This window comes from Frondihabitans sp. 4ASC-45 (assembly GCF_049472575.1).
Taxonomy (GTDB): domain Bacteria; phylum Actinomycetota; class Actinomycetes; order Actinomycetales; family Microbacteriaceae; genus Frondihabitans.
In genome coordinates this window covers 35,004-57,477 of record NZ_JBCEBN010000006.1, presented here as the reverse complement: position 1 = coordinate 57,477, position 22,474 = coordinate 35,004, and the positions used below count along the sequence as shown (strand labels likewise).

Genomic DNA, 22,474 nt, shown 5'->3' with positions numbered 1-22,474 from the left:
AATTAAGCCCCCTGCTTAACTTCGCCTAGTCGACGATTCTCGCTGCCGACGGCTCCGTCGAGCAGTCGCACGTATCTACTGAGGAGAGCCATTTCGGCAATCGAGTGCGGAAGCCCGATCTGCAGAGCCGGTGACGCCACGAGGTAGGCCGCCCACTGGGCGCGAGAGAGAGCGACGTTGAGTCGGTTGGGCTGCACCAGGAATTCGAGGCCACGAACGGATTCGCTACCCGACGAGGCCGCGAGCGAGACGATTGCAATCACACCTTCGCGCCCCTGAAACAGGTCGACCGTCCCCGCCTGAGTGTCTCCCAGACCAGCGTCGTCGAGGGCGTCGCGCAGCAGATGCACCTGGGCGTTGTAGGGCGCGACCACGATGATGTCGCGGGGCTCGAGCGGCCTCCCGACCTCATCGTCGGGGCCGTCGAACCAGCGGCGACCCACCGCATCAAGTGCCACTTCCACCACCCGCACGGCTTCTTCGGGAGAAGCAGTCGTGTTGCCGCGGTGCTCGACGGGCTCGAGATGAAAACCCGCTTCGATGCCGTCCAATATCCGCTTCGGTGCTCTGGAGCGCAGCGCCCCGTTGTAGGAGAGCCGGGAGACAGGCTCGCAGAGCGCAGCGTCCATCCGGCGGGTTTCGGCGAGGAAGTAGCCGAACTCGGCCGGGAGTACATCTCGTCCGTCGGCAAGCCATCCGAGCGCCGACTCGTCGACGGGTTCGGGGTGCGTGCCCTGGCTCACCTGGGGCAGTTGCTGGGGATCGCCGAGCAGAAGCAACCGTTCGGCCGAGACACTGGCTGCAATCGTCGGCGCCAACGAGAATTGCCCGGCCTCCTCGACGACGAGAAGGTCGAGTGATCGTCGCTCCACTGTCGAGCCGGCGAAGGTCCACGCGGTTCCGCCGAAGACGAGGCCACCTTCGAGGCTCAGAAAATCGAGTTCACCGGACTTCTTCGTGAGCGGAGTCCACCCCGAGGCGTGTCTCTCGGGGTCTTTCGGCGCCTTCCCGACCCGGTCGGGCTCTAGGCCCGCCTCGATGACGGCGTCGAGAACGTTCTCGACCGCGGCGTGCGACTGGGCGACGATCCCGATGCGCCACCCGTGATCGGCGACGAGCCTCGCGATCACCCGCGATCCGACGTAGGTCTTGCCGGTGCCGGGTGGCCCTTGGATGGCGAGGTAGCTCTGTTCGGCCGAGAGCAGGGTCGATACGACTGCTCCGACGGTGTCGTCGCCCACGATCGGAGCGATCACCGCTCGCGGGGGTCGCCGGCGCAGCAGATCGAGCACAGGATCCGCCGGCAGGTCGCTCGCATCATGGTCGAGAAGGGACTCCCCCCACTCGGCGATCGCGCCGCTGAGCACCTTCGTCGCGATCGGCGGGCCCGGAGTCAAGGCGACCGGGAGAGCGTCGTACGGGTCGACGCCCTTCGGAAGCACCTCTCGCACGATCGTGTCGACCGTGGCATCGGTCGCTCCGACGATCTCTGAGATCTCGATGGACCCGGTGAAGCCCCGCGATGCCGGGCCTGACGTCTTCATCCCCGGAGGGGGTGGAAAGTCGTAGAGGGCCCGCGGCTTCGCCCCGACCGCGAGGCGACTTCCCGGCGCCGGACGCAGGCGGAGCCGCAGGTGTCGCGACCAGCTTCTCGCCGGCTTGATCGGGGGCGCCCACTCATTCTCGACCGAGGCGCGCTCGACCACGAAGACATCTTTGTCGTCGGCGAAGTCGGCGATGTCCGCCTCGAGGCGGTTGAAGTGCTCCTGCCAGGATTTCTTTGCTTCGCGACGGTGGTAGTCGATGGCACTGGCCGCAAGGGCTATGGCGGTCTGGTCTGCCGTGCGCTGAGCGGGATCGACGCCTTCGACGAGTGCCATGAGGGCGACGAAGACGGGGTCGGGCTCGGGCGGCAGCGGCGCTTCGACGAGGGTGAGGTCGGTTGCGGAGAACCCATCGGTCGAGACGGTCTCGTGAACATCGCCGCGAAGCGTCAGCAGCCAGTCTCGCAACCGCCGCGTCGAGACGCAGTCGTACCTGTTGTAGTCGCCGACCTGGTCGAGGAGGCGCTGGCCTTCGTCGACGTCACCCGAACGAACGACATCGATCGCGTTCGCGTAGGCGGCGATACTGTCGACCGCGTTTGCGACGTCGTAGCCGGTTCTGGTCGTCGGCATGTAGAGGGGTTCGAGCTTCTTGATGGAGTAGCTCCGCGACCCGACGACAAGAGCCTGCCGGACGATCGGATAGAGATCGACCAGGACGTTCTGCCGGAGCAGCTCATCGACCTCGTCCTCGCCGACTCCGTGTCGCGCCGCGAGCGACAGCAGGTGCGTCTTCTCATACGAGGCGTAGTGATAGATGTGCATACCCGGGTGCCTGGCACGGCGCTCTCGCACGAAGGCGAGAAAGTCGACGAGCGCCTGTCGCTCACCTGCGACATCATGCGCCCAGAACGTGACGAACGCGTCGTCGTTGTCGACCAACCCGAAGAGGTAGTCGAGGCCCCAGGTGCGATTGCCTTCTGTGTAGAGCGGATCGCCCTCGAAATCGAAGAAGATGTCGCCGTCGTCAGAGGCGGGAACGGCATCGAGCGCCTTTCGCGAGACGACCTCGACGATCGGCCGCCGCTCGCCGGGTCGTTCGCCCGTTCGTTCGCACTCAGTCGGTGGGACCTCGTCGCTCGCCACCTGCGCCCTCGCCTGACGGGCGAGGCGATCGAGCACCTTTGGTGAGATGCCGGGAATCGGTCGGTGTGACCCGCCGACGGCCTTGACCCCATCGATCGAAGCGAGCTCATCGATCGAAGCGACCCCCGCTTCGGTGAGCCTCCTGCGCTGCTCCACGGTGATGCCCGCGACGAGCACGAGATCGCGGTGGCGCTCCACCTCGACGGAGCAGTGAACGCACCGGCCACACGCCGAGAAGCGCGGATCGCCCCACTCGATGGGGTCGGTGGCCACCACACGCTCGGCGAGAACTCCGTGCAGACGCTCGATCTGAACCCGGTACACCGGCAGGATGTCCATCAGATCGTGACTGCTGACGCGACCATCGCCGAGAACCAAGTGCACCCGGTCACCGACCGGGATGCCGAGTGCCTCTATCTGCTCGGCGTAGCCCGCGAGCTGAAGGAGCGCCGAGATCTTCGCGTGCCGGGCGAGCTTGGTGTCGTACACCTCGTACTCTCCCGCTTCATTCAGCACGAGAAAGTCGGAGAAACCGAGAAACCACCCGTCGAAGAATGTCGCTTGATAGAGAACGGGCACCCGGCGGGCCATCGCCTCCCGTGCCTGCTCGGCAGCAGCGGCGTAGTCAGCTGGTTTCGGCCGCTCGGCGAACTCCACCACGCCGTCCGCTCCGAACCGGCTCCGCAGCACCTCGAGATACCGCTCCTCGTGGGCAATGCCCAGTGCGGCAGTGCGCTCCAGCATCGAGTCACGCTCATCGAGCGCTCCGTCGATTCGCCCGAGCTTCGCGTCGAGCCGTCGTAGAAACCCCCACTCGCACGCCGCCCACACGCTGAGATCGGTCGGGCTCGTAACGATGCGGTCGTTCTGACTATCGACGTACAACTCGTCTCCTCGCACCCGGTGGTCTGATGGCGAAGACGCTACCTTCGACCGCCGACATCCGGGATCTTCCATTGCTGCCGGTCTCCCCGCGACACCGTTGCCCAGATGGTCGCAGCGACCGACAGGACGACGCCGAGGGCCGGCGTCACCACGACCGATCCGTTCACCGTCGAACACAGGACGGCGAACGCCGACGACGACAGCGAGAGTGCCGTGACATCGAATCGCCGATCGCCCGGCCTTCGCGTCATGGCGCAGGCGAGCAGCGCCGTCGCGGCGATCGGCACGCCGTAGCCCAGGACCACGGCCGGCCAGGTCACCTGCACCCGCTCCGTGGCGAAGAGCGCGCGACTGCCGATCAGAAGGATCATGATTCCGACGAGCACGACCACCCGCACGCGTGCGAAGGTCAGTCGTCGCCGGCGGGGAGGCTCGGCCCCAGGCCCGCCCGGTGCGTCGAGATGATCGCGGCTCCGCGGATCCTGCGCGGTCATCGCCGCGGTACCGAACTCTGCAGCTCGAATCCGAACTGAGCGAGATGCCGTCGGGCCTCGCGGGAGCGAAACTTGCGCCGATCCACCCCAGTAGCCACCTCGAGAGCCTGCCCGACCGGGTACCAGAGGCCGTTGATCGAGACGGCGTGCAAGGTGATGGGCGCCGGGTCGGTGTGAATGAGACGTCGCTCGACATCCTGGCGCGTGAGCGAGCATGAGACCCCGGCGAGAACAAAATGGACAACGTCGTTCATGAGACAACTGTGCCACTTTTTGAGGGATTAGATATTCCCATACTCTATTCCGGTGCGGAAATCTCTGACTAGGATCCGGCGCTCCATCCTGGCGAAATGGCCCTTGCGACATTGGCGGCGCTGATCCTCGCGCCCCTCTTCATGATCACGATCGGGCTGGCGCTGGTGCTGATCGTCTGGGTCACCCACACCTCGCTTTCGGTGCCAGGGATTCTGACCGCGTCCTACGCATCCGACACTCCCGGCGGCGGCTTTGACGCAACGACCGGGCCCGGGTTTGCTTTGCTCGTGGGCGTAGTTGTCGTGATGGTTGCCGGAGCCTTCTTTCGATCCCGCCGACGCTCCGTTCGAGCTGCGACTTCCGGAGCCCCTGCCTCAGATCACTGATCGCGGCTCACCCACCAGAGCTCGTCGCACCGCCGTCGGCCAGCAGGCCCTGGCCGACGGCGGTGCGTCACGCTACGAGCAGAAGTAGAGGCTGATCGAACTCCAGAGGAGCCCGATTTCGCCGTCGTCGATCGTCTCGGCCTTAAGGTTCTGCAGATCAGATGTGTTCATTCGTGATGCCTTTCGTACGGAAGAAACCGGGCTGTGCCCGGCCGGACAGAACGTCCTGCCCACAGAATTTAGGCTGTGCAAAACACGAATGTCAAACACCTTATTTCTGATAGCTTTACGGCCATCAACGAGGAGGCGTGGCTTGGAGGCCTTCGATCCGATCTCAAGGAGTGAGGCTCATGGACGACCGCTATTTGAAGTTTCTGCCGATCGGCAGTCCGTTTTACGGCCGAGAGGAGCGGCGCACGAGGCCCGCGCGCGACTACGGGCTGCCGATCTATCTCAACTGGAGCGAGTGGGTCATCCACGAAATCGAGACCTGGACGATCGTCAGCCCTCGAGGCCATGAGCTGCCACCGCAGGGCTGGAAGATCCATTGCTCCGCGACTCCCGCTTCAGCACCTGACGTCCTCGAGGGAGTCGCCGAGGTCTGCGCCGCTAAGCGCATCCCGTTCAAATTCGCACCCGGGCCGGCCGCCTTGGCCGCTCAGAACGGCAAGCTCGCACCGAGAACAGCCAGCGGCAAGTTCGTCACCGTCTATCCCTCCGACGAGACTCAGCTGATATCGGTTCTCGACGAACTCGTCCACGCACTTATTCATCTCGAGGGCCCAGGCATCCTCGGCGATCTCCGCTGGAGCGACGATGCTCCGGTCTTCCTCCGCTTCGGCGGATTCCGCGAGCGCTATATCGACGACCCCGACACCCAACGCGCCCGCGGCTCCTCAGATGCACCCCGCGGCGACCTCTTCGCCGATCCCTGCGCCGACCGGCCACGCCTCCTCGCCGTTGAAGCCCCCGACGGCACCCTGGTTCCCGACGTTCGCTCTCCCTCGTTCGCACCGCCGTCGTGGGTTCCATTACCCGAGGCGGTTGCCGAGCGCATGCGACAGCTCCGCGATGCAGACACCGGAGACCTCGCCGAATACGACGTCACCGGCGCTATTCGCTTCAGCGCGGCCGGGGGGCTCTACCGTGCGACTCGGCGCAATACGGGTGCACCGGTCATCCTCAAAGAGGCGCGGCCGTTCACCGGGCTCGACCCCGATGGCAAAGACGCCGTTACACGTCTTCGTCGAGAAGAGGAGGTCATCCGGGCTCTTTCCCACGTCGAGGGGGTAGTCCGTCTCGAGAACGCCTTCGAGTCGGGCGGCCACCGGTTTCTTTCCCTGCATGCCGCTCCGGGCCGCACGGTCAACCGCCACCTGCATTCCCGAAACCCTCTGCTCCGGGCATCCTCGACGGCCCGCGAGCGTATCGCCTACCGAGACGAGGCCGACCGCCTCTTCGACTCGGTCCAGCAGACTCTCGAGTCGATCCACCGAGCCGGTTTCGTTCACGGCGACGTTCACCCCGAAAACATTCTCGTCTCCCCCGAAGGCCAGACAACCCTCATCGATTTCGAGTCCGCACACGCCGTCGACGCTCGAGTTTCTCCATCACCTCAGGGTGTCCCCGGGTTCTCAGCGGCACCCTGCGTGACCGGGCCCGCTCGCGACGCCCATGCTGTGGCCGCGATGCGACTCAGCGCACTCCTGCCACTCACCTTCATCCATCACCTCGATGGATCCAAGGCTGCACTGCACCTCAGTGTCGCCCGAGAGAAATTCGAGCTCTCCGAGTCGCGCGCCCAGCAGATCGACGCGCACCTGACCCCACTGCACCCGATCATCCGACCACCGCGCGCCGGCACGGGCCCCGACATCTCTCACCTTTTCGCGGGGCTTAGCCGCGGTGATCTCGCTGCGTTCGACGAGGTGCGCGAGCTCCTTTCCACGTCCATCGTCGCGAGCGCCGAACCTACCAGTGGCGAGCGCTGGTACCCCGGCGACATCGACCAGTTCGGGGCGAAGCGAATCGGGCTGGCACACGGGGTGACGGGGGTCTTGCGGGCGCTCGGGGCTGCGGGGCACGACGACAGGGGTGCCCGCGCCTGGTTGAGCGGCGAGCTCCCGGATCCTTCTCTCCCGACGGGGTTGATGACCGGACTGGCCGGTGCGCTCGTTGCCGGTGGCACCGACGAGCCCGGGCTCCGTGCGCGTGTTCTTCGAGCCGATCCGTTCGAGTGCGGTGTCGACCTCTTCGGCGGCGCGAGTGGAATCGGCCTCGCTCTGTTGTCGCAGGCACGTGAACCGAACGACGCCGAGCGCGAGCTTCTGACCGCCATCGCTCACCGTGCCCGACGCGTCTCCGACACTCGCTCCGCTGACGCGAGTCGCGTGGGGCTTCTGCGAGGGGCGTCGGGGGTCGCCGTCTTCCTCGCCGCGTTCGCTGAGCGCTTCGACGACTCGTTGGCGGCGGAAGAGGCCGAAGGGCTGGTCATCTCCGATCTCGACCGATGCCGACTGCTGCCCGACGATTCGCTCCAGGTTGACGACGGCACGCGCGTTCTTCCGTACCTCGGTTCGGGCAGCACGGGTATCGGCCTCGCGGCTCTGGCCGTGCTGCGCGTGTGCCAGTCGCCACGATTGCGTGCTGCACTCCCCGCGATCGAACGGGCGGCGTCGACGGCGTTCACCATCAATTCCGGTCTCTTTTCGGGGCGAGCCGGGTTGATGCAGTTTCTGGCCCAGTTGATCGCATCGGGGCACGCGAGCGACACCGCGTCGAAGACGCTCCGCGAGCATGCCGGCGCACTCGGGCTCCATGCGATCCGACACGGTGGTGGAATTGCCTTCCCTGGTGAGCAACTCCTCCGGTTGTCATCCGACTGGGGCACGGGAACCGCCGGCGTGCTCTCCGCGCTCACTGCGACGCGCGCCGCCCTCACCGGTGATCTCGCGTCTCTTCCAACGTTCTTGCCGGGCAATCCTCTGAGAGCGACAAGCTTGTGACCGCGATCGTTGCTGAGAATCTCTGCCTTCAGGTACCGGGCCGAACGAAGCTCGAACCACCGAGACCGGTGCTCTCACACGTCTCGCTCTCGATCGCTCCCGGTGAGGTGGTCGCGATCATCGGCCCGTCCGGCGCGGGCAAGTCGAGCCTGCTGGCCTGCCTGGCCGGAATCAACCGTCCGACCCGAGGCACGGTGACGCTGCTCGGCGCGAATCTGCAGGGTCTTCGCCGAAACAAGCTCGCCGCGTTCCGCCTCCACCACGTGGCACTAGTTCTTCAAGCCGACAATCTCTTCAGTGCACTCTCCTGTCGGGAGAATGTCGTGCTTCCGACTCGGCTCCGGCACCGAGTGCCGCAGAAGCGGCTACTGCATACAGCCGAACGCGCCCTTGACGCCGTAGGAATGGCGTGGGCGTCGAGCGACATGCCAGCGACCCTCTCGGGAGGAGAGCGGCAGAGAGTCGCTCTGGCTCGACTGCTAGCGACGCCGGCGGAGATCGTTCTCGTCGATGAACCGACCGCCGCCCTCGACGAGGTGAGTTCGGCCAGCACAATCGATCTTCTCCGCGAGCGAGCCGCAGCCGGCTCTGCTGTGACTTTAGTCACCCACGACCTCGCCGCTGCCGCGCGCGCCGACCGGGCGATAGTCCTCGCCGGCGGGCGCATCCTCGTCGACGCCGTTGATCCCAGTCGAGAGGCACTGGAGCGCTGGATCCGCGGCCCATCGACCCCACAGCCGACCTCGCTCCCGGGTGCCGGGCGACCGGGGCCGAGGCCGAGGCCGGAATGACCGGGGTCGCAGGATGATCCTGCTTGCGTGGCGCCAGGTGCTGTTCGATCCACGGTCTCTGGCCGCGATCGCTGCAATCTCTCTCGCGAGCACGCTTGCCCTCTCGCTCGTCGGCAGTGCGGCGATCTTCGAAGCACTTCAGGCGCCCAAAGGCCAGGGCGCGTTCGGCTCGATCGCGGCGTTCACGCTGCTCACTCTCGCCACCTCGGTCAGCTCGACCGCCAGCCTGGGCGTAAGGGTGAACCGACGGCTCTTCGCGTCATGGATGATCGTCGGAGTCACCCCACGGCAAGTCAGCCACACTCTGCTCGTTCGCTCCGTTGTGAGCGCCACGGCCGGCGCGCTTCTCGCCGTGCCCCTCGCCGCAGGCCTTGTCTCTCCGGTGACCTCCAGTTACGCCTCCCTCGGTATCCTGCCCCGCTCGCCGTCGCCAGCCGAGGCTCTCAGGGTGACAACCTCCGCGACAACGATCGCCGCGGCCCTGGTGATCGTCCTTGTCGGCCTCGCCACGCTGCCCGCCGCTCTCAGCGCCTCGCGAACCAGCCCCGCTCTGACTCTTCGTGAGACAGACCGAGAGGTGCGGGCATCTCCCCTCGTGCGGTGGCTCGTCGCGGGGGCCATTCTTCTTCTCACGCTGCCTCCGACCGTCGCTGCGCTCCTGATCGGCGCCAGCCCGCCGGGAGCAGAAGCCATCAGTGACACACTCGGCATCACTCCGGCGCTCAGGGTGATCGCCCTCGCATCCTCCGTCTCGCTCTGGCTCGTCATCGGCGCGGCCATAGTCATGCCCGCGAGCGCACGGCGACTCATCCTGTTCTGGACGGCCTGCCTGCCGCGCCAGCTCAATGCGACGTGGCACTTAGCCCGCCACGCCGCCGCCGAGCGGGTGAGCGTCGCTTCATCGACCGTGGTGATCGGGGGTCTCGTTATCGGCCTGGTCGGCTCAGTGCAGGGTGCCGTCGATGTGGCGCGCCTGATCCACGCACCGCCGGACTCCCACTGGGCAGAACTCATCTGGACCCTCGGGCCCAGCGCCGTCGTCGCGCTCGTCGGCGGCGGCGTCGCCCTCACCATCGGGCGGGCCGCTGAGGAGCATGACAGCCACCTTCTCGCTCACATGGGTGCATCGGCCAGCCAACGGCTCTCCCTCGACCTCCTCAAGGTCGTCATCTACACGATCACGGCGCTTCTTCCCGCTCTCGGCATTTGGGCGCTCTCGGTCACGACCGCAGCGCTCGTGGCCCCGTTCCTCGGCGTGCCCATCACCCCGACTCCTCCCGACGCGCGACCCCTCATCGTGGCTGCAGCTCTGATCACGGTGGCGAACGCGGTGGCGGTACTTGGTGCGCACGTCACACCGAGTCAGTGGGTACGCGGCGGGCGTGACGCTCACCGGTAAAGACACCCCGCACTCCCCCACTCCTTCATGGGGCCAGATTCGGTGGTCCGGTGGTTCCGAAGGGGCCCGCTTGCAGCACGCCCGATTCGGAGGGGAGCCATGTCGGCCTGGGGCCCGGCGTCACCAGAACCAACCCGGATCTGTGGATGCTCCGAATCACCTGATAGATCACACCAGTCAACGAGTAGAGGCACTCATGAGCATCTCGATGCAGCACCACCGGGGAACAATTGCGAAGAGCCAGCGAGCTTCAGCACAAGAGCGACCGGCCACCTTTTCGGAGCGCGCACTTGCCGGGCTCGAGGTCCTCTCGACGAGTGCGGCTGCTGAGTCGGCGACTCGCCGGTTGGCGCGAATGTCTGAACGTCGTCGACAGCGAGTGGTCACCATAGTCTGCGCGGCGCTGGTCGCACTCGGCGCATTCGGAACGCTGACCTTCGCAAGCCTGCTCGTCGCGGTGCGGTAGTTCCCCAATCTCCTCAGCATCACCAGCGCGTTAGCACCACCACGGGTACGTCCCTAGGGAACTAGGCGACTGTTACCGTCACTTCGTCCCACCCCTCGGCACCGTTCGGAGCGGGAGGAAGATACTTGGCCTTTTGCACGCGCCCGTCTTTGGATGTTGCTCTCACCTGGATCCGGTGGCTACCCGCTTGTGCCTGCCAGCGATAGACCCACTGTCGCCAGGTGTCATCCGACACAGAGTCAGCCAGCTCAGCCGTCTGCCAAGCACCGCTGTCGATGCGGACCTCGACCCGCTCCACTCCTGTGTGGGGCTCCCACGCGACCCCCGCGATCGGAACGGCGCCGACCGCGACCGAGGCACCGCCGGAAGGCGTGTCGATGCGTGACTCGAGTTTGACCGGGCCTTTTTCGTCCCACCCTCGGGTCGACCAGTACGCCTTCTCGTCTGCAAAGCGGGTGACCTGGAGTGAAGTGACCCACTTCGTTGCAGAGACGTAGCCGAAGAGCCCGGGAACGACCATGCGCACGGGAAAGCCGTGCTCGACCGGGAGTGGCTCACCGTTCATACCGATGGCGAGAAGTGCCTGTGTCTGTGAATCTTGAAGCACCGAGAGGGGGGTACCCGCGGTGAAGCCGTCGATGCTGGTCGACAGCACCATGTCGGCGGACTCCTGAACTCCGGCCCGCTTGAGCAGCTCGCGGATCGGGTACCCGAGCCACAGCGCATTCCCGATGAGGTCTCCCCCGACGTCGTTCGAGACACAACTGAGAGTGGCCATGTGCTCGACGAGCGGAAGATCGAGCAATTGCTGCCACGTCAGTGTTACCGGAGTATCGACCAAACCGGAGATCTCGAGCGACCACTTCGCTGGATCGATCTGGGGCACCGATAAAGCAGTGTCGATTCGATAGAAGTCGGCGTTCGGCGTCACGTAGCTCGTGATGCCGGCCACGTCGAGGGATGCCCCCGAGGGGACCGCCGACGCGGCAGTCGCCGGTCGAGGGAGCCGGACCGAGTCACGGAGCGCGGCCGCGTTCACGGCTGTCGCATTGATGAGACGGGCCCCGCTTCCGACGACGACGGAGGCTGCCGCAGCGACGAAGGTCACGAGCAAAAACGAACGTCGTTCGAGCGGGGTCGAGCGAAGAGGCGGCCTGAGCTCCGCGTTCTCACTGCCTCCCAACTGGGATCGACTCGCTGCGTCCCAGCGGAACAGCTTTCCGATGAGCGCGCGTAAGACCAGGATGGCCACCACGGTGCCCACCGCCGCGGGCACGACGTCGAAGTCGCTGGCGTCAGCGCGCGTCCGGACCGCGAAGATGGCGAGAACTCCGCCAAGGGCAAAGACGAGCCGCCCGAAAGGAAAACGAGCACGCTCGAGGATTCCCGCCGCTGCGGTGATGACCACCAGCAACACCCCCATGAGAACGAACAGCGCTGCCTTGTCGCCCGTGCCGAACAGATCGACCATCACGTTCTTCGCTGCGGGCGGTGCGAGATCGATGACGGCGCCCCCGACTGCGATGAGTGGGCTGGAGCGAGCTCCGACAACGACGGCCACGGCTTCGGCCGAGCCCAGGAAGGCTGCAAGCGCAACGACGCCGGACGCGGCGGCCCACCACCGTGAGGAGCGAAGCCCGGCTCGGGTAGGAAGCGGGGTCGCCGGTGGCGCGGCGAGGCGTGAGGTCATAAGAGTGAGAGTAAGCCTGGCTGCAGAAAACTCGCTGGAGTTCTCCACAGCCGAGCTCCCGCGAGATCTTGCTCTTTCAGCAAGGAGCCTTGGTCGGCGGAGTCGTGGCAGGCAAGACTTCCTCCATGTCTCTTGATCATGAAGCGTCCGATTCGACCGACCACCGGCACGGCATGACGATCCCGGAGTGGACGGGGCCGTTCGACAAGCGCTTCTGGGATGACCGCTACGCCGAACACACGAGGGTGTGGAGCGGAAATCCGAATCCGCACCTGGTTCGCGTTGTCGAGGCGATGGATCCTGGTGTCGCGCTCGATATCGGGAGCGGTGAGGGAGCCGACGCGATCTGGCTCGCCCGTCACTCCTGGCGGGTGACGGCGACCGACATCTCGAGTGTGGCTCTCGATCGCTCCGCGGCGGCGATCGCAGCGGACGGCGAGGTCGCTGCGCGCATCGAATGGAAGCAGGCCGATGTGCTCGAGTGGGCGCCTCCCGAGCGCACTTTCGATCTCGTGTCGTCGCAGTACTCGCACTTTCCGTCGGCCGACCTCGTGCCCTTCGTGAAGCGCCTGGCGGCGTCGGTCGCCCCCGGGGGTACGTTGCTCGTGGTGGCACACGAAGCGAACGGTCACTCCGCGATGGGCCCGGATTACTTCGTGGCGGCCGCGAAACTGGCCGAGCTTCTCGAGCCGACCGACTGGACGATCGTGGAGGCCGGCCTGCAACAGCACCCGTCCCGTGAAGGAAGCGACGAAGTGCTCGTAGCCCGACGCCTCGTCTGACTTCTCCACAGATTCGCTCGGGGCTCCGACGGTGTCGGCGGCCCCTGCGAGACTTGTCGCATGCTCACTGTTGCCCCACTCGTCGACGCCACCGACGTCATCCGCCTCGTCGGTCGTCCCGCGTTCGAGCGCGCCAAGAGCTACGTTCGCGAGCACCGCGTCGAGACCACCGAGTGGAACGCCGACGATCATCTGCTGACGGGCTCCGTTCGAGGCGGCGATCCGGCGCCCTACGAGGCCGCCGTCACTCTGACACCCCTTCGCGGCGACTACGGCCGACCCGGCGCCAGTAGTTGCTCGTGCCCTGTGGGCGGAGCATGCAAGCACGTCGCGGCCCTCGTGCTCGCGACGAATGCCGCGAAAGTCCTCGAGTCCTCGCAGCTGACCAGCACGGCCGTTGCGCTCCCCACCGAGGCCGCACCCGTCTGGCGAACGGCTCTCGGTGCCCTGACCCGGGGCACCTCTCCGCTCAGCGCACCGGCGACCCCGATGGGCCTCCAGTTCGAATTGCGCGAGAGGTCTCGCAGTCACTCGGCGCGCTGGGGCGCCCCGACCTCGAGGGCGGCTTCGGCGCGGAGCGCAGTTTCGGCGAGCGCCTCCCTCCGTCTCGGTATGCGGCCCGTCACGAAGAGCGCGGCTGGCAACTGGACGCGAAGCAATCTGACGTGGACGACCCTTCCCTATTCGCTGAACCGCCTCGGGGTCAGTGCGGAGCAGCACCGATGGTTCGGGCAGTTCCAGTCGCTTCACCGTTCCGCGCGCGACGCCTACGTACCCGGCGAGGCCGACTGGCTCTACCTCGACGATTTCGCGAGCCCGCTTCTCTGGCCGCTCCTCGCCGAGGGGGCCCGGCTCGGCATCGACCTCGTCACTGGCAAGCGCGAGACCGACGTCAGGGTGGCGGGGTCGGGTCGGGTCACGCTCGATGTCGCCGAATCGATTCCGGTGGGCGAGGCCGGTGTGGCGGCCGGTACTCTCCACGTCGAGCCCGCCGTCGTCATCGACGACCTCACCGTGCCGTCGAGAGAGCTCGGTCTCATCGCCGATCATGGCGTCTACAGGGCCTCGTTCAGCCCGGCGCCCCACTTCGTGCTCGCTCCAACCGGGCATCTCACCGAAGAGGTGCGGTCGCTCCTCAGAGCGCAGGGCGCGATCGACGTGCCTCCCGAGGGGCGCGACGAGTTCCTCACCGACTTCTACCCGCGACTGTCGCGCGCAATTCCGGTGGTCAGCTCGAACGCATCGGTGCGGCTGCCCGAGATCGAGCCACCGATGCTGACGCTGACGATCAGCTTCGCCGAGGGCGACCGACTCGAACTCCACTGGGCGTGGATCGCAGCAGGGCTGACCGAACCGCTTGCCGCCCATTCCCTGCCCGAGACTCTCGAAGACGACCTCGGTGGCGCCCCGACTGCACTCGTCTTGCACGGTCTAGATGCGGCCGAGTTCGTCTCGACTGTGCTTCCGGTACTCGAATCCCGCGACGATCTCCGAATCGTCCAGCTCGGTGAGAAGCCCGACTATCGCGAGCTCACTGCGACGCCGAAACTGGCCGTGACGACTGTGGAGACCGACCGCCGAGACTGGTTCGATCTCGGGGTCATGGTCACGGTCGAGGGGCGCACGATTCCTTTCGCCCCACTCTTCACCGCTCTGTCGAAGGGCCGCGACAAGCTCCTCCTCGTCGACAAGACCTACCTCTCCCTGAAGCAGCCCGTCTTCGACGAGCTGAAGCGCCTCATCGCCGAGGCGGAGGCCCTCGACGAGTGGGAGACAGGCGAGCTCACAATAAGTCGGTACCAGGCCAGCCTCTGGTCGGAGTTCGAGGAGCTCGCCGACGAGACCTACCAGGCTGAATCATGGCGCGAGACGACCGACGGCCTGAATCGAATCGCAGCGGGCGAACAGATCGCCGACATCGTCGTTCCGTCAGCGGTCCAAGCCGAACTCCGTCCCTACCAGGTCGAGGGGTTCCGCTGGCTCGCGTTCCTCCTCGAGCACGGGCTCGGCGGCGTGCTGGCCGACGACATGGGGCTCGGTAAGACGCTTCAGACCCTCGCGCTCATCGCCCATGCCAAGGCGCGTTCCGCCGAGGCGGGTGCGACGGATCCTTCTCGCCCCTTTCTCGTCGTCGCCCCCACCTCGGTGGTGTCGAACTGGGTCGCTGAGGCGAATCGCTTCACTCCCTCTCTTCGCGTCACCGGCATCACGTCGACCGTGGCCAAGAGCCGACAGAGGTTCGACGACATCGCCCGCGACAACGACGTCGTGGTCACCTCGTACGCTCTGCTCCGTCTCGACCTCGCCCGCTACCAAGAGGTCGAGTGGAGCGGCCTGGTGCTCGACGAGGCGCAGATGATCAAGAACCACCGGTCAAAAGCGCACAAAGCGGCCGTCGACCTCAAGGCTCCGTTCAAACTCGCCATCACCGGCACGCCACTCGAAAACGACCTCATGGATCTCTGGGCGCTCTTTCATGTGGTCTCGCCAGGCCTGTTGACGACAGGTCTCCGCTTCACCGAGGAGTATCTCAAGCCCATCGAGCTGAACGACCGGCCCGATCTGCTGGCACGACTCCGGCGACGAATAAGGCCGCTCATGCTTCGTCGCACGAAGGAGCTCGTGGCCTCCGAGCTACCCGCGAAGCAAGAGCAGATACTCCGAGTCGATCTGGCTCCGGCGCACCGCAAGCTCTACGACCTCGTCCTGCAGCGCGAGCGGATGAAGCTGCTCGATCTCGTCGACGACCTCGATCGCAACAGGTTCATCGTGTTCCGGTCTCTGACACTGCTGCGAATGCTCGCCCTCGACGCGTCATTGATCGACGGCGACAAATACAGCGGTATTCCGTCGTCCAAGCTCGATGTTCTCCTCGATGAGCTCGTCGATGTCGTGGCGGGCGGTCATCGTGCTCTGATTTTCAGCCAGTTCACGTCGTACCTCTCGCTCGTCGCAGACCGACTCGATCGGGCCGGAATCGCCCACGCCTACCTCGACGGCGGCACCCGCAAACGCGGCGAAGTCATCGACGAGTTCAAGTCGGGCTCGGCCCCGGTATTCCTGATCAGCCTGAAGGCGGGCGGCTTCGGCTTGAACCTGACCGAAGCGGATTACGTGTTCCTGCTCGACCCCTGGTGGAACCCCGCCTCCGAAGCCCAGGCGATCGACCGCACGCACCGCATCGGCCAGACGTCGAACGTCATGGTCTACCGGATGATCGCCAACGACACCATCGAGGAGAAGGTCATGGCCCTGAAAGAAACGAAGGCGAAGCTGTTCGACGCCATGATGAGCGACGACGAGGCGGCATTCGGTGGCGCGCTCACCGTCGACGACATCCGCGGTCTGCTGGAGGCCTGATGTCGACGCCCTCTGCCGACACCGCGACGGCCACGACCCCCACCTCCCTTGATGCCGAGGCCCTTGAACTTCTCCGAGCCCTCACCGGTCGAGCCGACGCCGTCTTCCACGACGGCCAGCTCGAGGTCATCCGAGCGCTCGTCGCCGACCGACGACGAGCACTCGTCGTACAACGCACCGGCTGGGGCAAATCGGCGGTGTACTTCATTGCGACCCTCCTGCTTCGGCGACGAGGATCCGGCCCGACCCTCCTCGTCAGCCCTCTCTTAGCGCTCATGCGCGATCAGGTGGCCGCCGCCGCTCGTGCCGGGGTTCGAGCCGCCGCCGTGAACTCGGCCAACGCCCACGAGTGGGGCGACGTGCAGCAGAAGATCGCCGCGGGCGAGATCGACGTGCTCCTCGTCTCCCCCGAGCGCCTGAACAACCCGCGATTCCGCGATGAGCAGATGCCCGAACTGCTGCGAACACTCGGCATGCTCGTGGTCGACGAAGCCCACTGCATCTCCGACTGGGGGCACGACTTCCGTCCCGACTACCGTCGGCTCGCCGAGCTCATTCGCACTCTGCCGCACGAGGTTCCGGTGCTGGCCACGACCGCGACGGCCAACGCGCGCGTCGTCGCCGACGTCGAGGAGCAGCTCGCCGCTGGCGCCGAGGTCGTGACGATCCGGGGCTCGCTCGCTCGCGCCTCCCTGCGGCTCGGTGTCTTGACGCTTCCGTCGAGCCGCGACCGGCTCGGGTGGCTCGTCGACCACCTCGGCGAGCTGCCCGGCTCGGGCATCATCTACACGCTGACGATCTCGGCCGCCGACGACACCGCCCGCTTGCTCCGCGATGCCGGATACGACGTCCGCTCGTATTCCGGGCGGACCGACCCGGAAGAGCGCGAACAGCTCGAGCAGCGGCTCAAAGGCAACGACCTGAAGGCTCTCGTCGCCACGAGCGCTCTCGGCATGGGCTTCGACAAGCCCGATCTCGGTTTCGTCCTTCATCTGGGGGCGCCGTCGTCGCCGGTGGCCTACTACCAGCAGATTGGGCGAGCGGGTCGAGCCACCGACAACGCCGATGTGCTTCTCCTGCCCGGGCGGGAAGACACTGAGATCTGGCAGTACTTCGCCACCGCGTCCATGCCGTCGGAGGCGAGGGCCTCGGCAGTCCTCGCCGAGCTCTCCGACAAGCCGCTCTCGACTCCGGCCCTCGAGGCTCGAGTCGACATCAAGCGAACGCCCCTCGAGTTGATGCTCAAAGTGCTCGACGTCGACGGGGCCGTCAGCAAAGTGCAGGGCGGCTGGATCTCGACGGGCGTGCCGTGGAGCTACGACCGAGATCGCTATGAACGCATCGCCGCAGCTCGGCTGGCTGAGCAGGAGTCGATGCTCCGATACCAGGAGGGAGCCGTGTGCCGCATGCAGCTCCTCCAAGCCGATCTCGACGATCCCGCGGCGACCCCGTGCGGGCGGTGCGATGTCTGTGCCGGGGTCTGGTTTCCAACCGACGTCGCAGCCTCGGCCTCCGATCAAGCCACGGGAGCCCTCGATCGTGTCGGAGTCGAGATCGAGCCGCGAGCGCAGTGGCCGACGGGTGCCGACAGAGCCGGGGTGAGCCTCCGCGGCAAGATCTCCCCGGCCGAGCGGGTCGAGCCCGGGCGAGCGCTTGCCCGACTGACCGACCTCGGCTGGGGTACCACCCTCCGTGAGGTCTTCTCCCCCGGCCGGCCCGACGCTCCCCTCACGAAGGGCCTCCTCGACGGGTGCATCCGGGTTCTGGCCGAATGGCCGTGGGCGGAACGACCGACAGGAATCGTCGCGATGCCGTCGTCGACACACCCGCTTCTCGTGGCATCACTGGCTGAGGCCCTTTCGTCGGTGGGCCGCATCCCGCTGCTCGGGTCACTGAGCTCGACGAGGCAAGAGCCGGGGTCAGGAGCCGGGGCAGGGGCGGACGGCCCTGGCGATGTCACCCACCAGGTGCCACGCGCCCCCGGCGAGCGCGGCGGAAACAGCGTCTATCGCCTGGCCGACGTCTGGAGGGCGTTCGAGGTCGGGCCGTCTCTCGCCACCGCCCTGGCCGAGCAGCACGGGCCGGTGCTCCTCGTCGACGATCTCATCGACAGCAGATGGAGCATGACGGTCGCCGGTCGCGTGCTTCGTGCGGCGGGCGCCGACTCCGTGCTCCCGTTCGCGCTCGCCATCGTCGGGTAACCCCCGCGCAGGGCCCGAGTGCGTCAGCAGACGTGGCACGGTCACGGAGACGCGCCGCGGCACGTCTCTCCGTCCGTTGCGCGTCGGCACGGCCCCTGCGGCGCGCAGAACGACAGCGAGTGAGGCAGGCCGAAACGGACGTTGGCTGAAGTGTGCACGCCCTGCAATCTCTGGCTCTGACATGGCGAATGTCGGTGGCGGGCAGCAGTATGGCGTGAACCGAAAGACCCGAGCACCAGCCGATTCCGGAGGTTTTCATGTCGTCGACAACGCAGGCACCCGCGGGCCGCCCGGCCCCGAACAGCGAGCAACCGACCGAGCTCAAGAGGGCGATCGGGCCGAAGCTCCTCCTCCTCTTCATCGTCGGCGACATCCTCGGCACCGGGGTCTACGCACTCACGGGGCAGGTCGCGGCCGAAGTCGGTGGGGCCGCCTGGCTGCCGTTCCTCATCGCATTCGGCGTGGCCCTGGTCACCGCCTTCTCCTACCTCGAACTCGTCACGAAATATCCTCAGACCGCCGGTGCCGCGCTCTATGTGCACAAGGCATTCGGCGTCCACTTCGTCACGTTCATCGTGACCTTCATCGTGATGTGCTCGGGCATCACCTCCGCCTCCACGGCAGCGCGCGCGTTCGCCGCGAACCTCGCTGTGGGCATCGACGTCGAGCTCGGCAACGGGACCATCATGCTCATCGCGATGGGCTTCATGCTGCTCGTCATGCTCATCAACTTCCGTGGCGTCTCCGAGAGCGTCAAGGCGAACGTCGTACTGACCCTCGTCGAGCTGTCGGGGCTCGTGATGGTGATCCTGATCGGCCTCTACGCCATCACGGGCGGCAACGCCGACTTCTCGCGCGTCGTACTGTTCGAGACGCCGGGCGACAAGACCCTCCTCCTCAGCATCTCGGCCGCGACGAGCCTGGCCTTCTTCGCCATGGTCGGCTTCGAAGACTCGGTCAACATGGCCGAAGAGACGAAGGATCCCAGCCGGATCTTCCCCAGGGTCATGCTCACGGGGCTGGGGATCACTGCGGTCATCTACGTACTCGTCGCCCTCTGTGCCGTGGCCGTCGTGCCGATCGGCGAACTGGCCGACAACGAGACTCCGCTGGTGACCGTGGTCGAGACGGCCGCACCCGGGTTCCCCATCGGATCCTTGCTGCCGTTCATCTCGATGTTCGCGGTCGCGAACTCCGCCCTCATCAACATGATGATGGCCAGCCGTCTGCTGTACGGCATGGCCAAGCAGAACGTCTTACCGGGCTTCCTGTCGAAGGTGCACGCGAAGAACCAGACGCCCTGGGCGTCGATCCTGTTCACCACGGGCCTCAGCCTGCTGCTGATCGGTTACGTGTCGCTGTCGCCCGAGTCACCGATCGTCGCCGTGCTGGGCGGCACCACGTCGCTGCTGCTTCTGACGGTCTTCGCCGTGGTCAACTTCGTCGTGCTCAAGCTCCGTCGCGACACCGTGCGGCAGAAGCACTTCCACGCCGGATCCGTGCTCCCCGTGATCGGGATCGTCGCGTGCCTCTGGCTCGTCCTGCCCTGGTCGTCGGGTCGCGGCAGCGAGCAGTACAGCATCGCCGGAGCGCTGCTGGTGATCGGAGTAGTGCTGTGGGCGGTCACCTTCGTCGTGCGGCGCCGCCGAGGTTCACTCGAGGGCGAGCCGACCGAGACGGCCGCCGCTCAAGACGAGACGTCGACGACAACCTGAAGCGGATCTAGCCGACGGGAGCGGCTCCGGCGGCCGGTGAGCCCTCCCGATTGAGGCGAATCGACGAACGGAAGTACAGCACGGCGATCACCGCGGACACGAGCAGGTCGACGATGAGCACGGGCAATCCGCCGGGGCCGTCGATTGTCGAGTAGTCGGATGCGCCGATCGTCCGACCGTAGATCTCGATCCAGACGGTGGCGATGATGTTGAGGGCCAAGACGCTGCCCAAGACGAAGCCGGCGGTGGGCCGACCGGTCATGCGCCAAAGCGGTCGCGGGCTGACGATGTCTTCCTCTGGCACCCGAAAGACCCTGATGGCGACGACCACGACGAGGGGCGTCACCGCAACACCGATCCAGGCGGCGGCCACCGCGAGCGAGGGCACCTCACCCAAGAGGGTCGTGCCGATCCCGAGCACGACGAAAGCAGCGAAAAGGAAGAGGAATTTATAGCCGTTACGCACGATTCGCATGCCAGGAGTATAGGCGCGTGCCTGGGAGGGGCCGAGAGCGACTACGGTCTATACAGTGAGTGATGAAAATGCCCCGATCGAGGCCGAAGCGACCGAGACGACCGAGAACCCCCTGACGTTCGCGGATCTGGGGTTGAGCGATGCCGTCCTGAAGGCGGTGCGCGACATCGGGTACGAGACGCCTTCCGCTATTCAGGCCGCGACGATCCCGACGCTCCTGTCCGGCCGCGATGTCGTCGGTCTCGCTCAGACCGGTACCGGCAAGACTGCCGCTTTCGCGCTGCCGATCCTGTCGCGCCTCGATGTCAGTGCGAAGAAGCCCCAGGCTCTCGTCCTCTCGCCCACCCGTGAGCTCGCCCTCCAGGTCTGCGAGGCGTTCGAGCAGTTCGCCTCGGGTATGCGTGGCGTCCACGTTCTTCCGGTCTACGGCGGGCAGGCCTACGGCGTGCAGCTGTCGGCTCTCCGCCGCGGCGTCCACGTTGTCGTCGGCACCCCCGGCCGCATCATGGACCACCTCGCCAAAGGCACCCTCGACCTCTCCGAGCTGAAGTACCTCGTGCTCGACGAGGCTGACGAGATGCTCAAGATGGGCTTCGCGGAAGACGTCGAGACCATTCTCGCCGACACTCCCGACGACAAGCAGGTCGCGCTGTTCTCCGCGACGATGCCGTCGCAGATTCGTCGCATCTCGAAGCAGTACCTGAACGACGCCGAAGAGATCACGGTCAAGCAGAAGACCACGACCTCGGCCAACACGACCCAGCGCTACCTGATGGTCTCGTACCCCCAGAAGGTCGATGCTCTGACCCGGATCCTCGAGGTCGAGAACTTCGAGGGCATGATCATCTTCGTCCGCACGAAGAGCGAGACCGAGACGCTTGCTGAAAAGCTCCGCGCACGCGGTTACTCCGCGGCGGCGATTTCGGGTGATGTCGCCCAGGCTCAGCGTGAGCGCACGGTCAACCAGTTGAAGTCGGGCAAGCTCGACATCCTCGTGGCGACCGACGTTGCCGCCCGCGGTCTCGACGTCGACCGCATCAGCCACGTCGTCAACTACGACATCCCGATCGATACCGAGTCGTACGTGCACCGCATCGGCCGCACGGGTCGCGCCGGTCGCTCGGGTGCCGCAATCAGCTTCGTCACACCCCGTGAGCGTCGCCTCCTCGGTGCCATCGAGAAGGCCACCCGCCAGCCCCTGACGCAGATGCAGCTTCCGAGCGTCGAAGACGTCAACGTGACGCGCCTCACCCGCTTCGACGACGCGATCACCGCGGCGCTCGAGCAGGAGCCGCGCATCTCGGCGTTCCGCGACATCATCGCGCACTACGTCGAGCACCACGACGTGCCCGAGGCCGATGTGGCTGCGGCTCTCGCGGTCGTCGCCCAGGGCGAGACCCCGCTTCTGCTCGATCCGGCGGCTGAGCGTGCCGCTCGTCGCGACGAGCGACCCGAGCGCTCTGACCGCCCGGATCGTGGCGACCGCCCCGAGCGTGACAGCGCAGACCGCGGAGAGCGCCGCCCCCGCACCACGAAGCCGATGGCTCCGTACCGCATCGAGGTGGGTCGTCGTCAGCGCGTCGAGCCGCGACAGATCGTCGGAGCCCTCGCCAACGAGGGTGGCCTGAGCCGCGACGACTTCGGTGCGATCGCCATCCGGCCCGACTTCTCGATCGTCGAGCTGCCGGCCGACATGTCGCCCAGCGTCTTGGAGCGCCTGACAGACACCCGCATCAGCGGCAAGCTCATCGAGATCCGGCCCGACCGCCGCAGTGGCGGCGCTCGCACCGAGCGGACGGATCGCCCCGAGCGCTCCGACCGCCCGCGTCGCGAGTACGGCGACGAGCGCCCGGCCCGCAAACCCCGCTACTAAGCCCTTC

At 66.3% G+C, this 22,474-nt stretch carries 14 protein-coding genes; 9 read left to right on the top strand and 5 right to left on the bottom strand.

Translation table 11 applies throughout. The features are described from left to right. Nucleotides 1–2: 2 nt before the first annotated feature. The 3 genes from VH571_RS10645 to VH571_RS10635 are packed head-to-tail and all read right to left on the bottom strand — an operon-like array spanning nt 3 to nt 4,323. Nucleotides 3–3,575 (bottom strand): TM0106 family RecB-like putative nuclease, encoded by a 3,573-nt coding sequence (locus VH571_RS10645; RefSeq protein WP_423264539.1) that lies wholly within the window; start codon nt 3,573–3,575, stop codon nt 3–5. Between the two features lie 38 nt (nt 3,576–3,613). Beyond that, nucleotides 3,614–4,069 (bottom strand): hypothetical protein, encoded by a 456-nt coding sequence (locus tag VH571_RS10640; protein ID WP_423264538.1) that lies wholly within the window; start codon nt 4,067–4,069, stop codon nt 3,614–3,616. Beyond that, nucleotides 4,066–4,323, bottom strand: a complete 258-nt coding sequence (locus VH571_RS10635; protein WP_423264537.1) for a hypothetical protein — start codon at nt 4,321–4,323, stop codon at nt 4,066–4,068. The genes VH571_RS10640 and VH571_RS10635 overlap by 4 nt, the downstream gene beginning before the upstream one ends. 96 nt (nt 4,324–4,419) lie before the next feature. Between VH571_RS10635 and VH571_RS10630 the strand changes: the two genes are divergently transcribed. From VH571_RS10630 to VH571_RS10615, 4 genes are all read left to right on the top strand, one after another. Continuing rightward, nucleotides 4,420–4,710, top strand: coding sequence for a hypothetical protein (locus VH571_RS10630; protein ID WP_423264536.1), 291 nt, complete (start codon nt 4,420–4,422; stop codon nt 4,708–4,710). A gap of 350 nt (nt 4,711–5,060) precedes the next feature. Next, nucleotides 5,061–7,715: a protein kinase domain-containing protein gene (locus VH571_RS10625; RefSeq protein ID WP_423264535.1), complete on the top strand. Its 2,655-nt coding sequence runs from the start codon at nt 5,061–5,063 to the stop codon at nt 7,713–7,715. A gap of 68 nt (nt 7,716–7,783) precedes the next feature. Next, entirely contained in the window at nt 7,784–8,506 is a 723-nt protein-coding gene (locus VH571_RS10620; protein WP_423264534.1) for an ABC transporter ATP-binding protein, read from the top strand. 13 nt (nt 8,507–8,519) lie between these two features. After that, complete coding sequence (locus tag VH571_RS10615) at nt 8,520–9,905, top strand: hypothetical protein (protein WP_423264532.1); 1,386 nt, start codon at nt 8,520–8,522, stop codon at nt 9,903–9,905. A gap of 527 nt (nt 9,906–10,432) precedes the next feature. On the opposite strand, the gene VH571_RS10610 is transcribed toward VH571_RS10615, so the two are convergent. After that, nucleotides 10,433–12,061 carry a molybdopterin-dependent oxidoreductase gene (locus tag VH571_RS10610; protein WP_423264531.1) on the bottom strand — a complete coding sequence of 543 codons (1,629 nt, stop codon included), beginning with the start codon at nt 12,059–12,061 and terminating at the stop codon, nt 10,433–10,435. A gap of 125 nt (nt 12,062–12,186) precedes the next feature. On the opposite strand from VH571_RS10610, the gene VH571_RS10605 reads away from it, so the two are divergent. The 4 genes from VH571_RS10605 (at nt 12,187) to VH571_RS10590 (ending at nt 20,119) form a co-directional block, all read left to right on the top strand. Next, nucleotides 12,187–12,843 carry a class I SAM-dependent methyltransferase gene (locus VH571_RS10605; RefSeq protein ID WP_423264530.1) on the top strand — a complete coding sequence of 219 codons (657 nt, stop codon included), beginning with the start codon at nt 12,187–12,189 and terminating at the stop codon, nt 12,841–12,843. Nucleotides 12,844–12,903: 60 nt separating this feature from the next. Next, on the top strand, nt 12,904–16,203 hold the full coding sequence (locus VH571_RS10600; RefSeq protein ID WP_423264529.1) for an SNF2-related protein: 3,300 nt from the start codon (nt 12,904–12,906) through the stop codon (nt 16,201–16,203). Continuing rightward, a complete protein-coding gene (locus VH571_RS10595) occupies nt 16,203–18,404 on the top strand; it encodes a RecQ family ATP-dependent DNA helicase (RefSeq protein ID WP_423264528.1) in 2,202 nt (733 codons plus the stop codon). The genes VH571_RS10600 and VH571_RS10595 overlap by 1 nt, the downstream gene beginning before the upstream one ends. Before the next feature lie 257 nt (nt 18,405–18,661). After that, the gene (locus VH571_RS10590; protein WP_423264527.1) at nt 18,662–20,119 is read left to right on the top strand and encodes an APC family permease; all 1,458 of its coding nucleotides are present in this window, start codon (nt 18,662–18,664) and stop codon (nt 20,117–20,119) included. A gap of 7 nt (nt 20,120–20,126) precedes the next feature. Here VH571_RS10590 and VH571_RS10585 read toward each other — a convergent pair whose 3' ends face one another. Beyond that, nucleotides 20,127–20,594 (bottom strand): hypothetical protein, encoded by a 468-nt coding sequence (locus VH571_RS10585; protein ID WP_423264526.1) that lies wholly within the window; start codon nt 20,592–20,594, stop codon nt 20,127–20,129. Between the two features lie 55 nt (nt 20,595–20,649). Between VH571_RS10585 and VH571_RS10580 the strand changes: the two genes are divergently transcribed. Then, nucleotides 20,650–22,467 (top strand): DEAD/DEAH box helicase, encoded by a 1,818-nt coding sequence (locus VH571_RS10580; RefSeq protein ID WP_055957309.1) that lies wholly within the window; start codon nt 20,650–20,652, stop codon nt 22,465–22,467. Nucleotides 22,468–22,474: the final 7 nt, after the last annotated feature.